The organism is Chryseobacterium sp. KBW03 (assembly GCF_003852415.1).
GTDB lineage: Bacteria > Bacteroidota > Bacteroidia > Flavobacteriales > Weeksellaceae > Chryseobacterium > Chryseobacterium viscerum.
This window is the reverse complement of the sequence record NZ_QAJO01000004.1, coordinates 207,896-229,679: the sequence shown is the minus strand read 5'-3', so window position 1 is coordinate 229,679 and position 21,784 is coordinate 207,896. Positions and strand designations below refer to the sequence as shown.

The following is a 21,784-nucleotide window of genomic DNA, read 5'->3' as shown; positions in this document are numbered from 1 at the left end:
TAATAATACAATAATTAAGAATCTAAAAACGTTATGTTTTTAGATTTTTTTTGTTGATTAACTCTATTTCTTGTGAATTTGTTCAGATAAAGTGAAGTGTATTATCGAAAATTGAATTATATTTGAACAAGCTAAAAAAATTCTATATGGTAAAAAACTATTTTCTTAAAATGTTTGCCGGTATTGCTTTTCTAGGACTGCTGACAGCATGTAATACTACCTCAGATCCTACAGAATCTGTCCCTAATCCGGATGGCGGACCGCCACCTAAAAAAGTTTTAGCAAAAGTCACTGCAAATAATGTTTCTCAGGAAGAATACGTTACTACTGCCGGAACGGGGGATTTACAGACCGCAGTATTTAAAGATGAATCTACTTCCAGTAGTGCTTATTATACAGGAACGGTAACATATACCAACAAAAATATCACTAAAATTAAATTTGTAAGCTCTGCAACATCCAGTCTTGCTTATGAGTTCAATATTGTTCCTGATGATACAGGTAAAAAGATTTATAATGCTACTTCTACAGCAACTGGGGCAACTCCATCAGCTTCTGTTGTAAGTGATTATGCATTTACTTATGATTCGGTAACGAGTAAGCTTACCAAAATTCTGGAGAAAAGAAAAGAAGGAGGTATCAGCGCTTATAACAGGTTTATAGACTATAGTTTTGTGTATAACGGAAACAATGTAATCCAGGTGGTTTGTTCCAAAGGAATATTAGATATCAATGGAAACCCGAATATGACTACAGCAGCAGTAAGCAAGTACAGCTTTCAAAATTATGATGCTCAGAAAAGTCCATATTCTACCCTTCCATCAGTATATTTCATTGCACGAAGTCTGATCACTCCGATTAATTTCTACAAAATTTCTCCGAACAACCCTACGTCAATGTTCATAGAATTACCGTCACCAGCTGCACCTGTTAATACAGCTCAGAGTTATTCTTATGATAATCAGGGGTATGTAGTTGTTGAGAAAAACAAGAATGTAACTTTTACCTATAAAAATTTATAGGAGAAATATAGTTATTAATCTTACCAGAATATAAATAATATTACAACTTTTAGGCAAAAAAAAATTATATTTGTCAAAAAAATAATCAATTACAAGGAAATGAAACAAATTTTCTATTTTATTTTACTAATCGCAGGTTTTTCCTCAATACATTCCTGCAAGAGTTTATTGGATGAGGATGGGAATCCATTGTTGGATCTTAATAATACAGGAGGATTAAGCGGTCCCAGAGCATTATACAGAGAAATTACAGATAAAGATACAATCGCAGAATATCGCTACAGCGGGCTTCTTGTGACTAAAGTAATCACAGACAGTGCTTCAATAACTGACATCATGTACAGTGGTGATAAAATCAGCCAGATCAATTTTAACGGTTTCCTGGATCTTGATGGAAACGGAAAACTCGATAAGGACAGTGTATCGTATACTCAATTATTCACTTACGCAAATAATAGCAAGCTGCAGATGATTTCTGAAAATCGTGTGACTTTCAGAAGACCTCCACCTGTACCACCGGCAACGACTCCGGGTCCACAGACATTACTTAAGAAAGAAAAAACGCGTTATGATATAAAATACAGTGTTTCTACAGGAAAGCTGGATTCCATTATCATGAGAAATGGTCCGGATGTTACTGGAGTTCCATTAGCTTTCACAGATTTCTCTAAAACAGCTTATACGTATGTAGGAGATAATGTATCTAAAGTAGTAAGACACTATGGTACTATGTCCGGAGGGGCATTCGGTACTGTTACAAGAAAATATAGCTATGAATATTATGCATATGATGATCAGGTGAGCCCTTTCACATTGTTACCACATGTATATAAGATTTCAAGACTATTATCTACAGTGATCAATGATAAGGAAAGTCTTATCTTGTCTCCAAACAATCCTAAGAGATGGGCGGTGACAGATCTTACGCCACCTATTCCAACTCCAATTGTAAAAAGTACGAATTACTCGTATGATCCTCAGACTTACATGACGAAAGGATATGGTGTTAATTATATCTATAAACCACAATAGAAGAATTTTTTTAACAATATTCAAACTCAATCTTTCATAAGATTGAGTTTTTTATTTTTTATCTCTTAATTTTGCAAAAAATTTCTGATGAAATATTTAATTGTTGGGCTTGGTAACAAAGGCTCAGAATATGAAAATACACGACACAATATAGGCTTTAAGGTAGCTGAGAAAATAGCGGAAACTCTTGAGGTATCATTCAATACATCCAACTTTGGCTGGATGGCGGAAGGAAAACACAAAGGGAGAAAAGTTTTTATTCTGAAACCAGACACTTACATGAATCTTTCCGGAAATGCAGTGAAATACTGGATGCAGAAAGAAAATATTCCTTTGGAGAATGTATTGATTATTACTGATGATCTTGCGTTGCCTTTCGGAACGTTAAGACTTAAAGGAAAGGGCTCTGATGCAGGTCATAACGGGCTCAAAAATATCAATGAAGTATTACAGACTCAGAATTACGCAAGGCTTCGTTTCGGGATCTCTGCGGACTTCTCTGCCGGGCGGCAAGTAGATTATGTATTAGGAACCTGGAGTGAAGAAGAAGCCGGAAAACTTACAGAGAGAATTGAAACCTTTTCCAAGGCCAGTCTTTCTTTTGTATTTGCAGGCTTGAATAATACGATGTCTGCATTTAATGGGAAATAATTTCAGATTGCAATAAGGAAAACCTGAAATGAAAATACGGTTTATAATATAGAATGACTGCCTCAGAAACGGGCAGTCATTTATTGTATTTATCTCTAAAATTTTTCTGCAGGTTTTATGATTAATGTATTGTCTTTCCTGATAAACAATATCCAGATCCAAGGAATAAATGATAATAAAAAAGATATAACGATATTCTGCATAAATATTTCATTGGCTGCAGGGTTTGTTTGAAACTCCAATATTGCCTGATTGATAGAGAGACCCTGTTTGACCAGTATTGCAATAATAGTCAAAACATTTGCGACAAATATACCTGTGATGTTGGTGAAGAAAATAATATATTTTGTCAGTTTCCCTTGAAGCCCTTTGAAATAATCATAGCCTATAAACCCGAGAAAAGCAATAACAAACGCCATTCCCGAGGAAAGTCCCCCTAAATAGACTGCAAGTAAAACCCAGATGATAATGGCAGGAATGGAGAAAATAATGGCTCCTAAAAATCCTGTCAGATAATTTTTCTCTTTTGAAGTTCTTTCTTTTTCAATTTCGTAGAATTTATCATCGGTCTTTTTAAAACAATTGTCGCAGAGTATAACGCCAGTATCGTTAAGGTCATAATAATTGGTTCTTTGATTAGCCTCACAGCTATGACATTGGTTTTGCTCTGGGATATTTAGCTTTTTAAAAAGGTCAGTCAGGAAGTCAAACAAAGCATAAACCGTACTGAGCTTAGTGGGTATTAGGTTTTCGGTGAATTTAAAGAAAATACTATTTTCTCCGATTTCAAAGCTCGTAAATTTTAGCCTTTTTTTGCTTATAGCTAATTCTGTTTTGATCTGTTCTCTTTGTTCCTCTTTTAAATTACCGATTGTCACCGATATATATTTGTATTGGGGAGTCTGTATTATGCTTGCGTCTGAAACGTTGAAAAAGTAGCCTTTGTAAAGTCCGAATACGCTGTCATTTGTTTTATACCAGCCAAGATCTCTGGCTATTTTTTTTGCTTTTGGAAAAATCATCTTCTTTTCAGTTTCTAATCATGGTTTTTGAATGTACCCTCTCAATGATGCCAATATATCATTATTTTTCGATAATTAAAACTAGCTCTTCTTGAAATGAGATGGGTTGTTAATTTCACTATCTTAATAAATCAATAGGTTTATGATTAACTTGCATTGCTTTAGAAAGAACAACAAAAAATAAATGCCACCGAAATTCGATGGCATTTTCTGTAAATTATAATTGAAATTTAATGAGTTTTATTTTTATAGCCAAGATACAGCACCTGTTTCAACATCATAGTTGGCTCCAACAATTTTAATTTTACCCTCAGTTTCAAGGTTTCTAAGTGTTGAGCTTTGTTTACGGATATCTTCAATCGCGCTTCGTACGTTCTGCTGATTGAGTCTTTCAAGAAGTGAGCTGTTTTTAGATGAACGCTCTTCATTCTCTTCGATAATATCATTGATGATCGGGTCAAAATGATTGATAAGGTGGTTAAGGTTATCCATTCCCAGACCCTCAATCTGTGCAGCGTCAAGACCTCCTTTTAAGGCTCCGCATTTCGTATGGCCTAAAACTACGATAAGTTTAGAACCGGCAACATTACAGCCAAATTCCATTGATCCAAGAATATCCTGGTTCACAAAATTACCTGCAATTCTGATACTGAAAACATCTCCTAATCCCTGATCAAAGATAAGTTCTGCAGAAGTACGGCTGTCTATACAGCTTAAAACTACCGCAAAAGGCCACTGTCCTTCACGGGTAGCATTCACTTGCTCAAGAAGATCTCTGTTTGCTTTAAGATTGTTTACAAATCTCTGGTTCCCTTCTTTTAAGAATTCTAAAGCTTTCTCAGGTGTAATAGTAGATTGAGTTTCGTATGTATGTGCTTTCATATAATGTATTGTTTTCGAATTTAAAGTTAAAAAAAATTGATGAATGAGATTACATGGCTCTATTGTGAGTAACTAAAATATGGGAGTCCTCACTTCTTTCGTAATCTCGGTATGAAGTTTTAAAGCCTAGAAGTTCAACATTGATGTCTTGTTCCTTTGCCCTGATATTGGCAAAATCCTGAATCATTTCCAGTACATCTGTTGCAATGTATGAAGTGTTTCGGGCATCAATGATAACCGTAGAATTTGGTTTTATATTTTTAAGTGTTTTTTTAATAGCTGCTTTATTTAAAAATGATACTTCTTCAGCCAGTTTGATGTTGATCCCATCGGCATTATCCAGTCTTTCCCGGCTTAAATAATACGCTCTTTTCATATTTCCCTGAAGAATATAGAAAACAGAAATGGCAAGACCAATTCCTACTCCTTTTAATAAGTCTGTTGCTACAACTGCCACAACTGTTGCTACAAATGGTATAAACTGGAATTTACCCAAATGCCAGAAATGTTTGAACGTAGCCGGTTTTGCCAGCTTATATCCAACTAAAATTAATACCGCAGCCAAAGTAGCCAGAGGAATTAAATTTAAAATAACCGGAATAGAAAGTACACAGATCAATAAGAAGACTCCATGAATGATGGATGATATTTTAGAAGTTGCTCCCGCATTAGCATTAGCAGAACTTCTTACCACAACAGACGTCATTGGAAGACCACCAATAAATGAACTGATAAGATTTCCTATTCCCTGGGCTTTAAGCTCAAGATTGGTATCCGTAATTCTTCTTTGTCGGTCTAATCGGTCTGATGCTTCAATACAAAGTAACGTTTCAATAGATGCTACAATAGCAATCGTAGCTCCTATGATCCATACTTTAGGATTGGTAAAACCATTAAAATCTGGAGTTGTAATCAGGTTTTTAAAATCATCAAAAGTCTTTGGAATAGGTAAAGAAACCAAATGCTGGGTTTCAATAGCCAGAGAACTTCCGGACATTTTAAAAAGTTGATTTAAAAGAATACTTATAATTACTGCAACCAATGCTCCTGGAAGCAGTTTCATCCTTTTCAGTACGTGTATTTTATCCCATGCAATAAGAACTGCTACAGAAATCAAAGTGATAACGATAGCTCCCGGATGGACTGCCCCAAATAATTCTGCAAAATACCCGAAATTCAGGCCATTATCAAAGATCGATTCATGACCTTCATAATCTTTATCGAATCCTAAAGCATGCGGAATCTGTTTTAAAATAATAATGATCCCTATGGCAGCAAGCATTCCTTCAATAACGTTGTTGGGGAAATAGTTGGAAATACTTCCAGCCCTTACAAACCCTAAAACCAATTGAATAAGTCCTGCGATGATCCCTGCACAAAGGAAGAGTTCAAATGCGCCAAGATCAGTTATAGCTGTTAAAACAATCGCCGTTAAACCTGCAGCAGGTCCGGAAACTGAAATATTCGAGTTACTCATTGTTCCTACTACCAGGCCGCCTACAATACCGGAAATAATACCGGATAATGGGGGAGCACCTGATGCTAAAGCAATTCCTAAACACAACGGAAGTGCTACTAAAAATACCACGAGTCCTGAAGGAAAATTCTCCTTGATTCCTCCTATTAATGATGTCTTTTTCATAATGTGAAGCTGTAAAGTATAACCGGCTTATTTGTTTTTAAATAAGTCAATTACAAAGAAGTTGAAAAAAATAATTTTTAAAGTACGTGCGTATCCGATATCAAAAATGATATGGAATAAGTATCAAAAAAATCTAACTATAGGAGTTACGCTTCCGGAGGGGGAGAAAATATACTAAGTAAAGGTGACAGATGAAAAGAATCATCGATCAGTACAAAAGACACACCCTGAACATCAGGTTCAGAAAACTTCAGATAATCAAAAACATCCAAAGGTTTCGGAATGGTCTTTTCGTAAACAATAAATGAGGATGGGTGAGAATGAGGTTCTTCTTCATTGATTATTATATTCGTTCTTGCAATATCCCAGCCTGCTACCGCAGCAATGCTTGGCAGCGCTGTAAAATTGAGAAAAAACGTTAATACAATAATACTCCAGAATTTCATCTTACCTTCTTTTTAGAAAAACTATTCAGTCTTTCTGCTCATTACCCAATCAGAACCCGTAAGGTTGTAGATCTTTTGGATGTCTTTTAAGATTTTCTCAAAATCAATCTCCAGATCAATGATCTTACCTGTTCTAAGGTCAAATACCCAGCCGTGTACAATAGGTTGTTCTTCTAAAATATACCTTTCCTGTACGCAGGCCATTTTGATCACGTTGATGCACTGCTCCTGAACATTAAGTTCTACAAGTCTGTCATAACGCTTGTTTTCGTCCTGAAGAGAATCCAGTTCCACCTGATGCAGTCTGTAAACGTCACGAATGTTTCTCAGCCATGGATTTAATAATCCTAAATCCTGAGGAGTCATCGCTGCTTTTACACCGCCACAGTTGTAATGTCCGCAAACAATAATGTGTTTTACTTTCAGATGTTCTACAGCATATTGAATAACCGCTGTGGAACTCATATCTAAAGTATTAATAACATTAGCAATGTTTCTGTGAACAAATACTTCTCCAGGTTTTGCTCCCATCAATTCTTCTGCAGTGGCTCTACTGTCCGAACATCCGATGTACAGATATTCTGGATGCTGAGTTTTTGCAAGTTCCTGAAAGAAGTTTGGATCTTCTGCTACTTTGGACTCTACCCATTTTCTATTGTTTTCGAAAATAACCTCGTACGATTGTGACATAATTTTAAATTTTTAAAAGTTTATAATTATTTATTTCGTTTAAATTATTTCCAAAATCAATAGACTAAATCAATAATTATGCAAAAATATAATATTTGTTAAAGATTCAATCACTTTTAACAAAGTTTAATATTAAAATATGCTTAAAATCATATCTGTATTTCGATATAATTTGCTTTGCAGTTGTTGAGATCTATATGGCAATCCAAACGTTTAAAAACTAAGATAAAATTACGAAGTATAAATTAAAATTTGAGATTTGAGAATTAAAATATTCTTAATTATTTACCGGATAACAGATTTACCCCATAAGAATTAATTAAAAAGGCAGTAGGTATGTCGAAAAATGAATAATTTAACCGCCTGATTAATCTATCCATCTAATGTCTGATTTTGGTCTGCAATCTTTATCCTCGGTATTTTATCTGTCAGGAATTTTTATTGCCTGTTTCTCTTCATTTCTGATTATAGGGAAACGCAGAAAAATAATGGCTGATTATGTACTGGCAGCATGGTTTCTGATTATAGGACTACACCTTATCTTATTCATCTTATTTTTTTCGGGTAGTTATGTGAAGTTTCCTTATTTCCTGGGCTATGAAGTTATCTTTCCATTTATCCATGGACCCATGTTGTATGGATATGTTCTGTGCGTTACGGGAAGAAATCCGGGCAAAAAGATCTGGTTGCTGCATTTTATTCCTGTTTTGATTGTCTTTTTGATGCTTTTTAAACTGTTGATTTTATCTCCCTGGGATAGGCTTTCCGTCTATCAAAGCGGAAACAGAGAATATGTATTCATAAGCAGGGTTCTCAAATACATGATGATCCTATCGGGAATAGCATATGTTGCTTTAAGCCTTTTTGCCGTTAGAAAATACACGAAAAGAATTTCCGACCAATATTCCAACACTGAGAAAATTAACCTTAACTGGTTGTATTATCTTATTGCCGGGATAGCGCTGATATGGGTTGCCGTGATTATTAGAAATGATATTCTTATTTTTTCTATCGTGGTTCTGTTTATTGTAGTGGCTGCTTACTTTGGAATAAGTCGTGTCGGGATTCTGAATTTACCTATTACAGCTGATACCATAGATGGGAAAATAGCTGATGAAGAGACGGTGAAGTATCAGAAGAATTCTCCCGGAGAGGATGCTATAATGGCTATTTATGAGAAGCTTGTAGATAAGATGGAGAAGGAAAAACTCTATAAGGATCCGGAGCTGAATCTTAATTATACTGCGGCATTATTAGACGTGCACCCTAATGTATTGTCTCAGGCAATTAATTCAATAGAAAATAAAAACTTTTATGATTATATCAATCGTCAGCGTATTGATGAATTCAAAAGGATAGCAGTGCTTCCCGAAAACGAAAAGTTTACCATTCTTTCACTGGCATTTGAGAGCGGATTCAATTCAAAAACTTCATTTAACCGGAATTTTAAAAAATATATGAACTGCTCACCAAGAGAGTTTCTAAAAAGCCAAAGCATTACTATTGATATGGAATAATTTGCCTTAAGGTTTTGTAGTTTGCTGTATTTTAGTAATTTATAAATAGGTTCCACCTTTCATGTTGGAACAGTTGGAGCTTTTAAAATCCTCATTTTTACAAAAAAAATTAATCAGTCACTATGAAAAAATTATTATTTGTAATCATGTGTGTGTTGGCATTGCTTATAGGAGCCTATCCTCTTCTTTATGCCTTCGTTGAACATAAATATACTTTTCTGGGTTCAAAATCTGCTGAAGTACTTCATAATATCATTTGGAAAACAGCATTTTTTGCGCATATTATTTTTGGAGGGCTGGCTCTTTTTATAGGCTGGCGCCAGTTTGGAAGCTCATTTAGAAATAAATATATAAGGATACACCGGAAAATAGGAACTCTTTATGTAATCGCTGTGATCATAAGTTCTATTTCAGCTATTTATATGGGTTTTTATGCCAATGGGGGACTGGTTTCAGCAATAGGGTTTATCTGTTTGGGATGCATCTGGCTCGTGACAACTCTTGCTGCAGTAGTACAGATTAGACAAAAGAATATTATACAGCATCAGCAATTGATGATTTATAGCTATGCCTGTACCTTTGCCGCTGTGACCCTTAGGCTGTGGTTTCCTTTACTAAAAAGCATTACCGGAGATCCTGATAATTCCTATATTGCTGTAGCATGGCTGTGTTGGGTTCCTAATCTGCTGTTTGCTTATTTTATCAATAGAAAAATAACAGAAATACAAACTTAACGGCAATTTACTCCGGCAATTTATCATATTCCATGCTCTTCATTTCTAAGTTTAAATATTTCTTCCCTTCATTTTTATAATGCTGAGGAGGTTCAAGACCCATATATTTCATGATGAGAGGATACACATAAGTTGTTTGGGTTTGCTTGGTTTCATGTCCGGTAACTCGGTAAGCTGCCGGTACTTTATCACCATACCATATAAAAAATGGAACCTGGGTAGATTCTTTTGAGTCTACGTGTAATAGCTTGTCTCCTTGTATTTTCAGTCCATGATCTGATGCGTAGATGACTACGGAATTGGTGTTTTTCAGCGTGCTGAAAATATTTTTGAAGACATAATCTGTATATTTGATAGAACTGTCATAGCAGTTCAGGCCTTCAGAATTCCAATTAGAAGGAAGCCTGTTGCAAGGATTGGGGTGGCTTCCCATGATATGAAGAACCACAAATTTATCTCCTTGGTTCTGGATGACTTTTTTAAGTTCAGGAACTATTATTTCATCATAGCCGTTTATCCATTTTTTATTTTTGGATAAGGAAGCCATAGCGGTTATTCCCCTGGAGCTCGCTTGGGTACTCAGCCAGAAAGAATTGTATCCGGCTTGATTGGCCATGTTGATAACATTGTCGGATAGTTTATCATAGCGGTATCTGAATTCATCCGGATGGATGCTCGACAGCATTAGAGGAACACTTAGGTTGGTAATTCCCGCAGGCGAAACAGCATGATCAAAAATCATCATATTTTCAGCTTGCTGATCCGTAAAAGGAGTTGTTTTTTTAGAATATCCATACAATGACATATTCTGTTTTCTTTCTGATTCTCCGATGATCAGAATTACATTTTCTATCCCAGGGTTTATTTTTTTGATGTTGAAAACAGGGATATTCTTTTTAATTGCGTTAATATCTCTCTGTATATTCAATGCAGTATTGAAATCGGATAAATGATAGTATACATTTTTAATCATTTTTCCTCCTCCTTTATTACTTATGTATGTGTGTTTAAGATGATATCCGAATGGTAGAATAAGCCATAATAATGCGATAATGATAAATTTAATATCGAATTTGACTACTTCTTTTTTAAGGTAATTCACAGAATAAAGTAACATTCCCAGAAAAACAAAAAATAAAATACCGGGAAGAATAAACATATAAGACATGCTCATTGCTTCATCTGGATTAGATTCAAGAATACTGATGGCCATTCCTACATTAAACCCGGAATGGTAGATAAGAAAACAGGATGCTGATATCAGAAAATTAACACTCAATAATAAACAGAGAACAACAGCAATCACAGAGGTATATTTATTCTTAAAAAGAAGGGCATTAAATACAAGGAAAGAACAAAACATAATCCCGTATTCAATAATATTTCTTATGCTGTCCAGTTTTTCTGCTCCGAACAGATTATCAAAAATATAAGGGAAAGAAAGAAGGAAACCTGTGAGGTATATTATAATGAGAAGAATAGGAATTATTTTTTTGAACATATTTGTATGTGCTTTCTGTTAAGATAAATTTTTTAGATAATCTTTCCCAAAAGTCCTCCGGATAAGAGTCTGCCGAATATCATAATCATGTATTGCATGAAAAGAAATTATATAAGATACTCATTCTAAAGATTGGAGTATGATATCAACTCAAAAAGAAAACTTTTAAAGAGGGGTGCTACAGGTTCATGTGGAGAGCTGCTTTTTCCGCCAGACTTTAAGTTACTGTAGAAAATCTAATTACAGAGTTGATAATGCAGATAAAGAATGGGAATGGTAAAGATGTATTCTTTTCATCAAAAATTATTTTTTAAAATTAATAATAAGACCTGGGTTGTGTTTTTAATATTAAGTGGTTTTTTTTCAGAAATAGCAGTATTGAGGGATTGATGTCAGCTGAGTTATAAAACATTATATTTTTCATAAAATCAGATGATTACGTTGCTATTTCATAGCCAAACAATACTTTTTTTACAAATGTAAACGAAATTACCGATAAATGCAAGTAGAATTTTTACTATAACTGTTGGATTTACTACACTTTACGGTTGATATAATCCATTGTGGCATTCTCTGTAGGGATGATTTTAGCGGGGTTTCCTATAACAACAGAATGGGAAGGAACATCAAAATTGACATAGGAATTTGGAACGATCAATACGTTGTCGCCAATTGTGATACCCCCTACAATTACTGCATTGGTTCCTATCCATACCTCATCGCCGATAACAGGAGAACCTTCATTTTTTCCACGGTTTTGCTGGCCTATAGTGACTCCCTGTGCGATATTACAGTTTTTTCCAATAATGGTTTTGGGGTTGATGACAAGACTTCCCCAGTGGCCCAGATAAAAACCTTCCCCGATTTGGGTCTCAGGGTAAATCTGAAATCCGTATTTGATTTGATAATGTCTTAATACAACTCTCCAGAAAGTATTCAAAACAGGGCTCTTCTGATATTTCTGAGCCATCCTTAGGACATATACAAAATGAAGATTAGGATTAATGCACTTTTTCCAGATTTCAAACTTTGAAAGCCATTTTCCGCTTTCCCGGTAAAAGTCTTTTTGAATAATAGAATAATTGGCCATCGTAACTATTTTTATACTTCATCAATTATTTTCTGAAGATGTTCTACAGATTTCTCTAAAACAAACGGAAGTTCAGTTTCAGAGATCTCTTTTTTGTACCCTTCAGATATGTTTTTATCGGTAAGAAACTTTTTCATTCCTTCATAGATTCCTTCTTCGGAATTCGGGGTGATATTTCCCAGTCTTCCATCCTGCAGAAGATCTCTGATCCCGGAAATATCCGTTGCAGAAATAGGTTTGTTGAGAATAAGTGCTTCGGCAATGATGGTAGGGAACCCTTCATGGCGTGAAGACATAATATAAAAATCTGCTTTTTTCATGTAAGGATACGGATTGCTGCTGAAACCCAGCATTTTTGCGGTATCCTGAAGCCCCAGTTGATTAAGCTGATCCTGAATATTGTTAAAATCATAACCGTCACCAATGATCAAAAGCTGATGTTTCAACCCCTCATCAATCAGTTTTTTATGAACATTTAAAAGCCGGTCATAGCCCTTCTGCGGATATACAGTGCCTACCGTTACAAAAGTGGGAAGATCCGTGTTGAACGGGTAATCATTAATTTCAATATCCGCTTTTCTTAAGGTATCATTCTTATCAATCGGATTAAAGATCTTAATGACAGACTCCTTTTCAGCTTCGTTTTTGGCCAGGTTGTGCATTCCTTCCTGAAGTTTGTTGGAAATCACAAGAATTCTGTCAAATTTGAAAAACTGTCTGATAACTTCCGGAGTGTACCCTTTTAGATTGAAAATATCATTCTGTACCCAGATAATTTTTTTGGAATCTTTTTGAGGACTGGACAGAATTTCCTGATGCATCGCATGAATGGCTGCAATTTCTACATCGTATTTTTTATTTTTTAAAACAAATTTATAAAGAAGAGAAGGAAACCAAAGAAACATTTTCTGATACAAAACCCTGTACGCCTTCACAGGAATATCCTGCAGCCTGTTGGTTGTTATCATTTCTCCTTTTGTTAAATAGTATAGAGTCACCCAGGACGGAACTTCTTTAATATATATTCCGGAATAAAGGTTGACAAGAAGATCTACTTCATATTTATCCGCAGGAAGATTCTTCAAAAAGTTGATTAATACTTTCTCAGCACCACCATGACGTAATGAGCCTATACGAATGAGGAGTTTTTTCTTTTTCAATTTGTTTTTTTTCTTTTATGATTTTACAAGATTAAATTTATTTAATTTTTCTTGCTTTTTTATACTTGTGAGGAAGATTTTCTTTGATATACGCATCCAACTTTTTTCTGTCTTTTTCCAATTCACGGGGGTATTCCGGATTGTTTTTTAAGACAATATCACCGTAATCTTCAATAGTACACAGAAATTGTGCCGGGTTTCCAATAAAGACTGTATTGTCCGGCATAGATTGTGACAATACCGAGTTGGCTCCTAAAATACAGTTGTTTCCAATCTGTACATCCTGCATGATCACACAATTGAGCCCAATGGTACAGTTATTTCCGATTTTTATTCTCCCAAGAATTCTGGCATCTTCATATCCGGGAAGTCTTCTCAGTAGAGTAGTGGTTCCACCATGATTTACAAACCTTACATCTCCCGCAATATTCACATGGTCGCCAATCTCAATAAGGTAGGGTTCAGTTCCGAAATACACTTTATCAGGCATATTGAAGTTTTTACCTACTTTCATGCCTCTATATTTTGCCACTTCAAGGCTTCCTTTATTTAAAAAAGAATGATAGAGAGAATCTAATTTTAATAGGAATCTGAATATAAAAATCATCACAAGTGTAAATTTGTTTTCGTTACTTTTGCAAAGAAAGAGAATTTATTAATATGATGAAAATTTCAAAAATAGAATATTATCTGCCTCAGCAGGTGTTAACTAATGAGGATCTGGAGAAACAATTTCCCGAATGGAGTTCCGAACGCATTCATGAGAAAGTAGGCATCGCTCAGCGTCATATCTCTTCTGAGAATGAAACAGCGCTGGATATGGCGGTACAATCTTCAGAAAAAATTTTCGAAAACTATGACCGGAACAAGGTAGATTTCATTTTGTTCTGTACCCAAAGTCCGGAGTATTTTCTGCCGACAACGGCCTGTATTTTGCAGGACAGACTTGGTCTTAGAAAAAATATTGGAGCCATAGACTTTAACCTGGGCTGTTCGGGGTTTGTGTATGGGCTGGCTTTTGCAAAAGGACTGATCTCGGCAGGAATTGCAAAGAGCATTCTTCTGGTGACTTCAGAAACCTATACCAAACATATTCACCCAGATGATAAGGGAAACCGAAGTATATTCGGAGATGCCTCTGCTTCAGCAATTATTGAAAAAGCTGATGGTAATGATTATCAGTTCTGCCTGGGAACAGATGGAAGCGGTGCTGAAAACCTTATTGTGAAGAAAGGAGGCTTCAAAAGAGATTTTGAGCTGAATCCTGAACATGAATTCAGCCCTGAAAATATTTATATGAATGGTCCTGAAATTTTTAATTTTACTATTGAAAATATCCCGGGACTGGTAAAAGAAACTTTGGAAGTGAATGGAATGACGATGGATGATATTGACCATTTTGTTTTTCACCAGGCCAATTCTTTCATGCTGAATTATTTAAGAAAGAAAACAAAAATACCGGCAGAAAAGTTCTATATTGATATGGAAAAAACCGGGAATACTGTTTCTGCAACGATTCCTATTGCCCTTAAGAATATGATGGATAAAGGAATGCTGAAGGAAGGTGATAAAGTTTTAATGGCAGGCTTCGGGGTAGGATACTCATGGGGCGCCACCATTATGGAAATTTAAGAGAACAAACATTTAAAATTATAAAATATGAAGACATCCGTTTTTTTAGAAAAACTACAAGAGGAATTGGAAGAAGATGAAACATTAACCACTGAAACGAATTTGAAATCTTTAGAGAGCTATGATTCTATCAGTTTACTTTCTGTTATTGCGTTTGTAGACGAAAATTTCAGTAAAAAAATTGATACAAAACACTTTAAAGATATAGAGACTGTTTCAGATCTGATGAATGTTATTGGGAAAGAAAATTTTGAAGATTAATGGACGTTTTCTCATTAAAAAATAAAATTATTCTTATTACAGGAGCTTCTTCCGGCATCGGGAGAAGCTGTTCTGTAGAATGCAGCAGAAGTGGTGCCGATCTGATTCTGGTAGGAAGAAACCATGAGGAACTGATGAAAACCGTTTCCATGCTGAATCCTGAAACGAAAGTAGAGATCATTACCGAAGATATTACCCAATCTGAAAACCTTGAAGGAATTATTGCCGATAAAGTTTCGATTTTAGGTAAAATATCAGGATTTATACACTGTGCCGGCATCGAGAAAACATTGCCGTTAAAAAAGCACAATACTCAGCTGTATCAGGATATTTTTGCAGTGAATGTCATTGCCGGACTTGAAATTGCTAAAATTTTATCTCTAAAAAAATATAAAGATGAAACCTCCAGTTTCGTATTTATTTCTTCTGTTGCCGGAATGGTAGGAGAAGCTGGGAAAGCGGCTTATTCAGCCAGTAAAGGAGCTGTTATTTCTGGAGCCCGGTCATTGGCAATGGAACTTTCCAGAAGTAATATCCGGGTCAATAGCATAAGTCCAGCAATGGTAAATACCCCGATTTTAGAAAAAATGTTTGAAGATATCGGTGAAGAAGCTTCATCAGAAATCATAAAAAAGCATCCGCTGGGAATAGGTGATCCTAAAGATGTAGCGAATGCTTGTATTTTTCTACTGTCAGATGCCTCAAGATGGGTCACAGGGACCAATCTCGTAATAGACGGAGGATATTCTGCACAGTAAACTATTTTTTATGCAGCGTTTCTATAATATTTTCTACGCTGTCAAATATTTTCTTATTGTCAAACTGACTTTCAATATTTTTAAGATTCTCTCTTATTTGGAGAACAAGGCTGGGATCGGTAAGGAATGTTTTCATTGCCGAATACATTTCATCTACCTCATAGCTGATGAGGTACCCCGTTTCCCGGTCTTTGATCATAAGACCCACATCTCCTACATTCGTGGCTATAATAGGCTTCTGGAGAATTAATGCTTCAGCAATTACCAAAGGCCATGCTTCAGATTCGGAAGAAAGAACGAAATAGTCTGCCTTTTTGATGTAAGGATAAGGATTCATCTTATTCCCAGCCAAAATAAAGGTCTTTTCAACATTGTTTTTTGCTACCTGAGCCATCAGGTTTTTCATTTCGTCACCATCACCAATAACAATGATGCTGTGATGAAATCCTTCATTGATAAGCTTTGTATGAGCTTCAATAAGTTTATGATACCCCTTTCTTGAATGAAGTCTTCCAATAGAGGCGAAAACGGGTCCTTCAGGGAACGTTTCAAGTTTTTCTTCTGCCTTATGTTTGATTTCCTCGATAGGAATAGGATTAATAATAACACTTTCAGCCGGATAATTGAGATCAGGATAATACTGATGCATCATATCTTTTATCTTGTGTGAGCAGTATACCATATGATCAAACTGGGGGAAACTCTTTAAAATATCAGGAACCAAAGGCTGAAATTTAGGGACATTGACTTCAGAGTGAAACCAGCCTATTTTTCTTGAATTTTTATTGGTAGAATTAAGAATAGCATCATAATCCCTGTAATCCATCCCGATTTCTATATCAAAAGTATCATTGATAAGCCGGTCTGCAATGGCTGGATTGTTTTTCAGCTTACGAAGTTTTATCCTTCTCTTGGCAAGCTGAAGTTTTTGTAAAAGAGAATTGGTGGAAAAATCTTCTTTTCCATCCGTAAGATATACTTTTCTGATATGTTTCGGAAGTTCATCACGCAATTTACCCTGATTAAGAGTAAGGCATACCGTCATTTCAAATTTGTCAGGATCAAGGTTGTTGAGAAGTCCCAACAGTACTTTTTCTACACCTCCCATTTCCATGGAACGATGCCTGAACAAAATTTTTATTTTTTTTTCTAACATTATCCGAAGATTGATTGTAACGTAATTTTTATTTTTTTCTTGATACGGAAGGGCAGCTGATGCTGATATTGCAGCAATCCGAATATTTCATCCGCTCCGGTATATTGGTCAGGAACTTTCTGGCCGTTGATGGTGGTAAGTCCTCTACGCTTCATGGTATTGAAAATCACCTGGGCAAAATACTCGTGGGATTTCTTTTTATTGTCATTCTGGGAAATTCCACCCTGATGGGTTCTGTAAAGGTAGTTGGTTTCATCAATGAACTGAACTTTTCCTTTTTCATACATTTTAAGGTACAGATCCTGATCTTCCCCGATTTTTAAATCCGGATTCATTTTTTCTGTCAGTTCATAAACCGCTTTTCTGAAGGTTACGAAATGAGCAATCTGAATAGGGAAATTAAAAAAATAAGGATCACTATTCGGAACCTGCATCGCTGATCTGAACGGAGAAATAGGTTTCAGGTTCTGATCACAGGTCATAAACCTTGAATAGGTAAGGACTGTATTTTTTTTAGCCTGAAAGATCTCCATGCATTTTTCAATAGCTGTAGGAGTAATGGCATCATCCGGGTCCAGAAATCCACATATTTCCCCCTCTGCCAGCTCAATCAGTTTACTTTTTGTCACTCCTACACCGGAATTTCTTTCATTTTCAAAAAATTTAAATCTTTTATCTTTTGAAATTATTTCCTGTATCATTTTCTTTTCACTTTCAGAAGAGCCGTCATCTAAAATTACAGCTTCCCAGTTTGTATACGTCTGTTGAAGGATGCTTTCAAAACAGTCTTTGAAAAAATGAGAATTGTTATAATGGGCAATAAGAATCGAAAACTTCATTAGTGTTCCTTGAATATTAAATCTTGATGATTGATTACAGTTGTATTGGGAGGAATATCTTTGTGAATGGTACATCCTGCTCCAATGATGCAGTTGTCTCCTATGGTAACCCCTTTTAAGACGGTTACATTGCTCCCGAGCCAGCAGTTGCTTCCGATTTTGATAGGAGCTGTGGTGAACTCAGCGTGAGACAGCTTAAAATCCGGATGTGTCTGATAGGCATGGTTGTGGTCATACAACTTTACATTTTCTCCGAATAACGTATTGTCACCTATGGAGATACTGTCCAGACAGTTGATGGAACAGAAATTATTCATGAAAAAATGATTCCCGATTTCTAAAGTAGCATTCTGCTGCACAAGAATGTGTACATAATTTCGGAAACTGACTGAGCTTCCAATGGCAACCTTCTTTAAGTTTTCGTGCAGAACAAAATGATCACTGATCCCAAGTTTTATTCCCTTAAAAGAAACATGAGGGTGTTTTTTGAGACGAGAAATCTGGCTTTTTCGTTGAATTTTTGCTAAAATTTCATATAGCATACTTAAATTTATTTTCACATTTGTAGTCTACAAATATAATTTGTTTTACATAATTATAAGAATAAATCTTATTTTTGTGCCTTAAAATTAACACTTTATATCAAATAAGAACAGCTCTCAGAGTGAAGATCGCTGTGTTTTGATAAAGTAAAGCTTTTTGCGATTCTGTGAAGATAAGTCAGATTACATTTACCAGGTTTGTTGCCGCTATGGCAATTGTCATTTCCCATTTCAATAAAGATCTGTTTTTATATAAGATAGATTACATTTCCAATCTTTTTCTGAGAGCCAATGTAGGAGTGAGCTATTTCTTTATTCTTTCAGGATTTATCATGATCATTGCTTATCATAAGAAGGGTAAGATTGACTATCTGGAGTTTTATAAAAACAGGTTTGCAAGGATTTATCCTCTGTATATCGTGGGGCTTATACTGTTTTTTCTGACGAGATCTGAAATGTTCGACTGGTATAAGCTTGTTTTGTATGGTTTGGGCATTCAGACATGGATACCCGGAGAAGCCATGATCCTGAATTTTCCGGGATGGTCTATCTCCGTAGAGTTTTTCTTCTATCTTCTTTTTCCATTGTTATACAATTATCTTTACGCTAAGAAGAATAAAACAATCTGGGTATTTACAATCGTGCTCTGGCTGATTACTCAGGTATTTTCAAACCTATATCCGATATATGGAGCGTATGAGGGACCTCATACAAAAAGCCACGAATTTCTTTATTATTTCCCTTTCTGGCATCTTAATGAATTTCTGATTGGAAATCTGGCAGGTATTTTTTTTGTGAGAAATTATAAACAGAAAAATTATGATCGTCAGGTAATGGCAGTCTTTTTACTCATTCTTGTGTCTCTGATGTTTGTACCGCTTTTCTATCACAATGGTCTGATGGCTTTACTTTTTGTACCGGCAATATTTCTGATATCAGCTAATAACGGATGGATTACCAGGCTTTTTTCAATGAAGCCATTGGAGTATCTTGGGGAAATAAGTTATGGAATTTACATTACTCATATTCCCGTTCTTTATCTGGTTAGGGAACTTTTAAAATGGCAGGAATGTACTTTTAGTATTGATGTGGTATTTGTGATCTACATTATCATTATGCTGCTTAGTTCCGCTCTTTTTTATCAATGTATAGAAAAACCGATGAGGAATCTTTTAAGAAAGATTCATTTTTCAAAACAATAAAAATTAAAGAAATATCAATTAAACTAAGTGTTTAGTTTAATTATGTCATCAGAATAAATCTTTTCTGAAATTGATATTGTACAGTCCTGAGCGTATGCTTTTATAATCTGTAAGCATATATTTTGTAATCATTCCCCATTTTTTCAGAAGAGGAGCATTGGCAATCTGGAAACTCCTGTATACTCTTTTGATGTGAAGTTTGATGTCATCAGGAATCGTGTTTTCATGCTCTGCCCAATTGTTGACTTCTTTCCACAATACGACTCTTGTTGAAGCTGGTTTCACTTCTCTTGAATCTACTTTGGTGATTCTGTTGTTCTCATGAACACCTCTCACGGCTACTGCTTTGTCTAGAATCCCGGGATACAAATTCAGGTAGTAGGAGAGTCTGAATAAAAATTCCGTGTCCTGGTGAAGCTTTAAATGAGTTTTGAAGAAATATTCCATGTTTTTCAGAGAACTTTTTCGGATGGTTAAAGCATCAATGCTGAAAAGTCCGAAAGTTCCTATCATATTAAGCTGTCCGGGAAATACCTCTTTAGGAGGGTGCTTTTTGTAAACGGTAGTCAGGCGGTCTCCAAAGACTTTATAATACTGTTCTTTTGCCTTTTCAGAATAATAATGAACACCGATGGCTCCATACACTCCGTCAACATCTTTATTGGTGAACAGTTTTTTTTCTGCATCAAAACGATTCGGAAGATAGTAATCATCTGCATCAAGGAAAGCCATAAAATCACCTTCTGCCTTTTCCAGTCCTAAATTTCGGCTCGCACCAGCTCCGTGATTTCCTTTGTCAGGATGCTGGAAAAGCTTTACCCTATCGTGTTTCTCAGCAAGTTCCTGACATACCTGTAATGCATTGTCCGGAGATTTATCTTCTATAAGTACTACTTCATATACCTCTTCGAACTGAAGAGCAGACTCAACGGCTTGAGAAACATAGTTTTCAGCGTTATAGACGGGAATGATTACTGAAATTTTCATTTGTATCGTATTATGTTTTGCGGGCATAAAACTAAGCTTTTATTTGATAGCAATAGTTGGAAATGCCCTTTTGATTTTTAAATTAAGCCTTTTATACAGCTTCGGATATTCTTTTTCGTTTCCCCAGATTCCGAATTTCGCTTTTTCCCGGATATAAGTTGTGATATATACCTGAGGGGGTTTTTGAACTTCATTCAGGAGCAGATTACATACTTCTTCATTTTCTATCTCTTCATCAAAACGTATGTAAATGTGCAGTGAATCTTCTGTTTTTAAAATTTTTGTAAAATCTTTCACAGTATGACAGAAAAAGTCTGCATCTTCTCTGGTCTTAAAATTTTTAATTTCCAGAATATAAAGATAAGCTACAGGCTGCTGGCTGATAATCTCCAGTAATCTCTGACATCTTTTTTCATAGGTGCTTCTAAGCTTTGGGTCATCTATAACAGCTTTACTATGAGTGAATTCTGCTTCAGGGTATTTTGCAGCATAAGTGTTTCCCTTTTCATTTCTTTTGAGATCGGATAAAAAGAAATGAAAACGTTCCTTAATATTCTGGCTTACTGTTCTAAGGCCGGAAATAGAGTGTAAGCGTATCCAGTCATAAGGCAGACTCTGGTTTCTGATGTTGAGAATATCTAAAGAGTGAGCAGCGTGGCAGTCTTTGCCGATAGGAATGATATATTTTTCAGATTTGTATTTTTTTTTAATTTCCAAAAAGTATTTGCGCCCAGTTTTTGGGAGGTAAAATAAAGGAATTTTCATCTTGAAGAAAGTCAGTTTGTGTTGTTGATGCAAAGATATTATTTTTTTGCATCCTTAAAAGTGAAATAAATGGTAGTTCTGACTTTTTAGCTTTTGATAAATCCTTTTTAATAATAGATAAAATCCTTTTGTGTTTTTGTTTTATGGAAGATAATTCACTAAAAATATTAGCAATTTTATTAAGAGCTATGATGTTTATTTTGTTGATGAAATTTATTGAAAGCAAGAATTTTTTAATTTTAACAGAAGTCGA

The 21,784-nt window shown here is 35.3% G+C and carries 24 protein-coding genes; 9 read left to right on the top strand and 15 right to left on the bottom strand.

The annotated features are described in order from the left end of the window. Positions 1-146: 146 nt before the first annotated feature. From DBR39_RS09060 to pth, 3 genes are all read left to right on the top strand, one after another. Complete coding sequence (locus DBR39_RS09060; protein WP_124532403.1) at positions 147-1,022, top strand: hypothetical protein; 876 nt, start codon at positions 147-149, stop codon at positions 1,020-1,022. A gap of 99 nt (positions 1,023-1,121) precedes the next feature. Continuing rightward, on the top strand, positions 1,122-2,054 hold the full coding sequence (locus DBR39_RS09055; RefSeq protein WP_124532401.1) for a hypothetical protein: 933 nt from the start codon (positions 1,122-1,124) through the stop codon (positions 2,052-2,054). Between the two features lie 87 nt (positions 2,055-2,141). Further along, positions 2,142-2,705: an aminoacyl-tRNA hydrolase gene (pth, locus tag DBR39_RS09050; RefSeq protein ID WP_124532399.1), complete on the top strand. Its 564-nt coding sequence runs from the start codon at positions 2,142-2,144 to the stop codon at positions 2,703-2,705. 95 nt (positions 2,706-2,800) lie between these two features. On the opposite strand, the gene DBR39_RS09045 is transcribed toward pth, so the two are convergent. The 5 genes from DBR39_RS09045 to DBR39_RS09025 form a co-directional block, all read right to left on the bottom strand. After that, entirely contained in the window at positions 2,801-3,727 is a 927-nt protein-coding gene (locus tag DBR39_RS09045) for a hypothetical protein (protein WP_124532397.1), read from the bottom strand. Between the two features lie 246 nt (positions 3,728-3,973). Then, a complete protein-coding gene (locus tag DBR39_RS09040) occupies positions 3,974-4,609 on the bottom strand; it encodes a carbonic anhydrase (RefSeq protein ID WP_124532395.1) in 636 nt (211 codons plus the stop codon). A 49-nt stretch (positions 4,610-4,658) separates the two neighbouring features. Further along, positions 4,659-6,251: a SulP family inorganic anion transporter gene (locus tag DBR39_RS09035; protein WP_124532393.1), complete on the bottom strand. Its 1,593-nt coding sequence runs from the start codon at positions 6,249-6,251 to the stop codon at positions 4,659-4,661. Between the two features lie 146 nt (positions 6,252-6,397). Beyond that, on the bottom strand, positions 6,398-6,697 hold the full coding sequence (locus DBR39_RS09030; RefSeq protein WP_124532391.1) for a hypothetical protein: 300 nt from the start codon (positions 6,695-6,697) through the stop codon (positions 6,398-6,400). Positions 6,698-6,718: 21 nt separating this feature from the next. Next, entirely contained in the window at positions 6,719-7,387 is a 669-nt protein-coding gene (locus DBR39_RS09025) for a carbonic anhydrase (protein ID WP_124532389.1), read from the bottom strand. A gap of 488 nt (positions 7,388-7,875) precedes the next feature. Here DBR39_RS09025 and DBR39_RS09020 point away from each other — a divergent pair, with 488 nt between their 5' ends. Then, entirely contained in the window at positions 7,876-8,904 is a 1,029-nt protein-coding gene (locus DBR39_RS09020; protein WP_228447800.1) for an AraC family transcriptional regulator, read from the top strand. Positions 8,905-9,026: 122 nt separating this feature from the next. Next, the gene (locus DBR39_RS09015; RefSeq protein ID WP_124532385.1) at positions 9,027-9,638 is read left to right on the top strand and encodes a DUF2306 domain-containing protein; all 612 of its coding nucleotides are present in this window, start codon (positions 9,027-9,029) and stop codon (positions 9,636-9,638) included. A gap of 7 nt (positions 9,639-9,645) precedes the next feature. Here DBR39_RS09015 and DBR39_RS09010 read toward each other — a convergent pair whose 3' ends face one another. The 4 genes from DBR39_RS09010 to DBR39_RS08995 form a co-directional block, all read right to left on the bottom strand. Beyond that, entirely contained in the window at positions 9,646-11,139 is a 1,494-nt protein-coding gene (locus DBR39_RS09010; protein WP_124532383.1) for a phosphoethanolamine transferase, read from the bottom strand. 535 nt (positions 11,140-11,674) lie between these two features. Continuing rightward, positions 11,675-12,229 carry a serine O-acetyltransferase gene (locus tag DBR39_RS09005; RefSeq protein WP_124532381.1) on the bottom strand — a complete coding sequence of 185 codons (555 nt, stop codon included), beginning with the start codon at positions 12,227-12,229 and terminating at the stop codon, positions 11,675-11,677. A gap of 11 nt (positions 12,230-12,240) precedes the next feature. Further along, the gene (locus tag DBR39_RS09000) at positions 12,241-13,389 is read right to left on the bottom strand and encodes a glycosyltransferase (protein ID WP_124532379.1); all 1,149 of its coding nucleotides are present in this window, start codon (positions 13,387-13,389) and stop codon (positions 12,241-12,243) included. A 37-nt stretch (positions 13,390-13,426) separates the two neighbouring features. Further along, positions 13,427-13,996, bottom strand: coding sequence for an acyltransferase (locus DBR39_RS08995; RefSeq protein ID WP_124532378.1), 570 nt, complete (start codon positions 13,994-13,996; stop codon positions 13,427-13,429). A 53-nt stretch (positions 13,997-14,049) separates the two neighbouring features. On the opposite strand from DBR39_RS08995, the gene DBR39_RS08990 reads away from it, so the two are divergent. From DBR39_RS08990 to DBR39_RS08980, 3 genes are read left to right on the top strand one after another with little or no spacing between them, the layout of a single operon-like run. Next, the gene (locus tag DBR39_RS08990; RefSeq protein ID WP_124532376.1) at positions 14,050-15,021 is read left to right on the top strand and encodes a 3-oxoacyl-ACP synthase III family protein; all 972 of its coding nucleotides are present in this window, start codon (positions 14,050-14,052) and stop codon (positions 15,019-15,021) included. 27 nt (positions 15,022-15,048) lie between these two features. Continuing rightward, positions 15,049-15,282 (top strand): phosphopantetheine-binding protein, encoded by a 234-nt coding sequence (locus DBR39_RS08985; RefSeq protein ID WP_047380387.1) that lies wholly within the window; start codon positions 15,049-15,051, stop codon positions 15,280-15,282. Further along, on the top strand, positions 15,282-16,040 hold the full coding sequence (locus DBR39_RS08980; protein ID WP_124532374.1) for an SDR family NAD(P)-dependent oxidoreductase: 759 nt from the start codon (positions 15,282-15,284) through the stop codon (positions 16,038-16,040). Before DBR39_RS08985 ends, DBR39_RS08980 begins: the two co-directional genes overlap by 1 nt. A 1-nt stretch (position 16,041) precedes the next feature. Here the strand turns inward: DBR39_RS08980 and DBR39_RS08975 are convergent, their stop codons facing one another. Genes DBR39_RS08975 through DBR39_RS08965 form a run of 3 tightly spaced genes read right to left on the bottom strand, consistent with a single transcriptional unit; the run spans position 16,042 to position 18,577 of the window. Further along, the gene (locus DBR39_RS08975) at positions 16,042-17,196 is read right to left on the bottom strand and encodes a glycosyltransferase (RefSeq protein ID WP_124532372.1); all 1,155 of its coding nucleotides are present in this window, start codon (positions 17,194-17,196) and stop codon (positions 16,042-16,044) included. Next, on the bottom strand, positions 17,196-18,035 hold the full coding sequence (locus tag DBR39_RS08970) for a glycosyltransferase family 2 protein (RefSeq protein WP_124532370.1): 840 nt from the start codon (positions 18,033-18,035) through the stop codon (positions 17,196-17,198). Before DBR39_RS08970 ends, DBR39_RS08975 begins: the two co-directional genes overlap by 1 nt. Beyond that, positions 18,035-18,577, bottom strand: coding sequence for an acyltransferase (locus tag DBR39_RS08965; protein ID WP_124532368.1), 543 nt, complete (start codon positions 18,575-18,577; stop codon positions 18,035-18,037). Before DBR39_RS08965 ends, DBR39_RS08970 begins: the two co-directional genes overlap by 1 nt. 167 nt (positions 18,578-18,744) lie before the next feature. Between DBR39_RS08965 and DBR39_RS08960 the strand changes: the two genes are divergently transcribed. After that, positions 18,745-19,779, top strand: coding sequence for an acyltransferase family protein (locus DBR39_RS08960; protein WP_124532367.1), 1,035 nt, complete (start codon positions 18,745-18,747; stop codon positions 19,777-19,779). Between the two features lie 48 nt (positions 19,780-19,827). On the opposite strand, the gene DBR39_RS08955 is transcribed toward DBR39_RS08960, so the two are convergent. The 3 genes from DBR39_RS08955 to DBR39_RS24225 are packed head-to-tail and all read right to left on the bottom strand — an operon-like array spanning position 19,828 to position 21,757. Beyond that, a complete protein-coding gene (locus DBR39_RS08955) occupies positions 19,828-20,766 on the bottom strand; it encodes a glycosyltransferase family 2 protein (protein ID WP_124532365.1) in 939 nt (312 codons plus the stop codon). A 39-nt stretch (positions 20,767-20,805) separates the two neighbouring features. Then, entirely contained in the window at positions 20,806-21,483 is a 678-nt protein-coding gene (locus tag DBR39_RS08950) for a DUF1796 family putative cysteine peptidase (RefSeq protein ID WP_185147162.1), read from the bottom strand. Beyond that, entirely contained in the window at positions 21,473-21,757 is a 285-nt protein-coding gene (locus tag DBR39_RS24225; protein ID WP_185147161.1) for a hypothetical protein, read from the bottom strand. Before DBR39_RS24225 ends, DBR39_RS08950 begins: the two co-directional genes overlap by 11 nt. Positions 21,758-21,784 lie beyond the last annotated feature (27 nt).

Coding starts and splice junctions, on each gene's coding strand:
- DBR39_RS08955 (WP_124532365.1), bottom strand. CDS start 20,766: ATGAAAATTTCAGTAATCATTCCCGTCTATAACGCTGAAAACTATGTT.
- DBR39_RS09020 (WP_228447800.1), top strand. CDS start 7,876: ATGGCTGATTATGTACTGGCAGCATGGTTTCTGATTATAGGACTACAC.
- DBR39_RS09035 (WP_124532393.1), bottom strand. CDS start 6,251: ATGAAAAAGACATCATTAATAGGAGGAATCAAGGAGAATTTTCCTTCA.
- DBR39_RS08990 (WP_124532376.1), top strand. CDS start 14,050: ATGATGAAAATTTCAAAAATAGAATATTATCTGCCTCAGCAGGTGTTA.
- DBR39_RS08980 (WP_124532374.1), top strand. CDS start 15,282: ATGGACGTTTTCTCATTAAAAAATAAAATTATTCTTATTACAGGAGCT.
- DBR39_RS09060 (WP_124532403.1), top strand. CDS start 147: ATGGTAAAAAACTATTTTCTTAAAATGTTTGCCGGTATTGCTTTTCTA.
- DBR39_RS08995 (WP_124532378.1), bottom strand. CDS start 13,996: ATGATTTTTATATTCAGATTCCTATTAAAATTAGATTCTCTCTATCAT.
- DBR39_RS08965 (WP_124532368.1), bottom strand. CDS start 18,577: ATGCTATATGAAATTTTAGCAAAAATTCAACGAAAAAGCCAGATTTCT.
- DBR39_RS09025 (WP_124532389.1), bottom strand. CDS start 7,387: ATGTCACAATCGTACGAGGTTATTTTCGAAAACAATAGAAAATGGGTA.
- DBR39_RS09045 (WP_124532397.1), bottom strand. CDS start 3,727: ATGATTTTTCCAAAAGCAAAAAAAATAGCCAGAGATCTTGGCTGGTAT.
- DBR39_RS09040 (WP_124532395.1), bottom strand. CDS start 4,609: ATGAAAGCACATACATACGAAACTCAATCTACTATTACACCTGAGAAA.
- DBR39_RS09030 (WP_124532391.1), bottom strand. CDS start 6,697: ATGAAATTCTGGAGTATTATTGTATTAACGTTTTTTCTCAATTTTACA.
- DBR39_RS08970 (WP_124532370.1), bottom strand. CDS start 18,035: ATGAAGTTTTCGATTCTTATTGCCCATTATAACAATTCTCATTTTTTC.
- DBR39_RS09005 (WP_124532381.1), bottom strand. CDS start 12,229: ATGGCCAATTATTCTATTATTCAAAAAGACTTTTACCGGGAAAGCGGA.
- DBR39_RS09010 (WP_124532383.1), bottom strand. CDS start 11,139: ATGTTCAAAAAAATAATTCCTATTCTTCTCATTATAATATACCTCACA.
- DBR39_RS08985 (WP_047380387.1), top strand. CDS start 15,049: ATGAAGACATCCGTTTTTTTAGAAAAACTACAAGAGGAATTGGAAGAA.
- DBR39_RS09015 (WP_124532385.1), top strand. CDS start 9,027: ATGAAAAAATTATTATTTGTAATCATGTGTGTGTTGGCATTGCTTATA.
- DBR39_RS09055 (WP_124532401.1), top strand. CDS start 1,122: ATGAAACAAATTTTCTATTTTATTTTACTAATCGCAGGTTTTTCCTCA.
- pth (WP_124532399.1), top strand. CDS start 2,142: ATGAAATATTTAATTGTTGGGCTTGGTAACAAAGGCTCAGAATATGAA.
- DBR39_RS08975 (WP_124532372.1), bottom strand. CDS start 17,196: ATGTTAGAAAAAAAAATAAAAATTTTGTTCAGGCATCGTTCCATGGAA.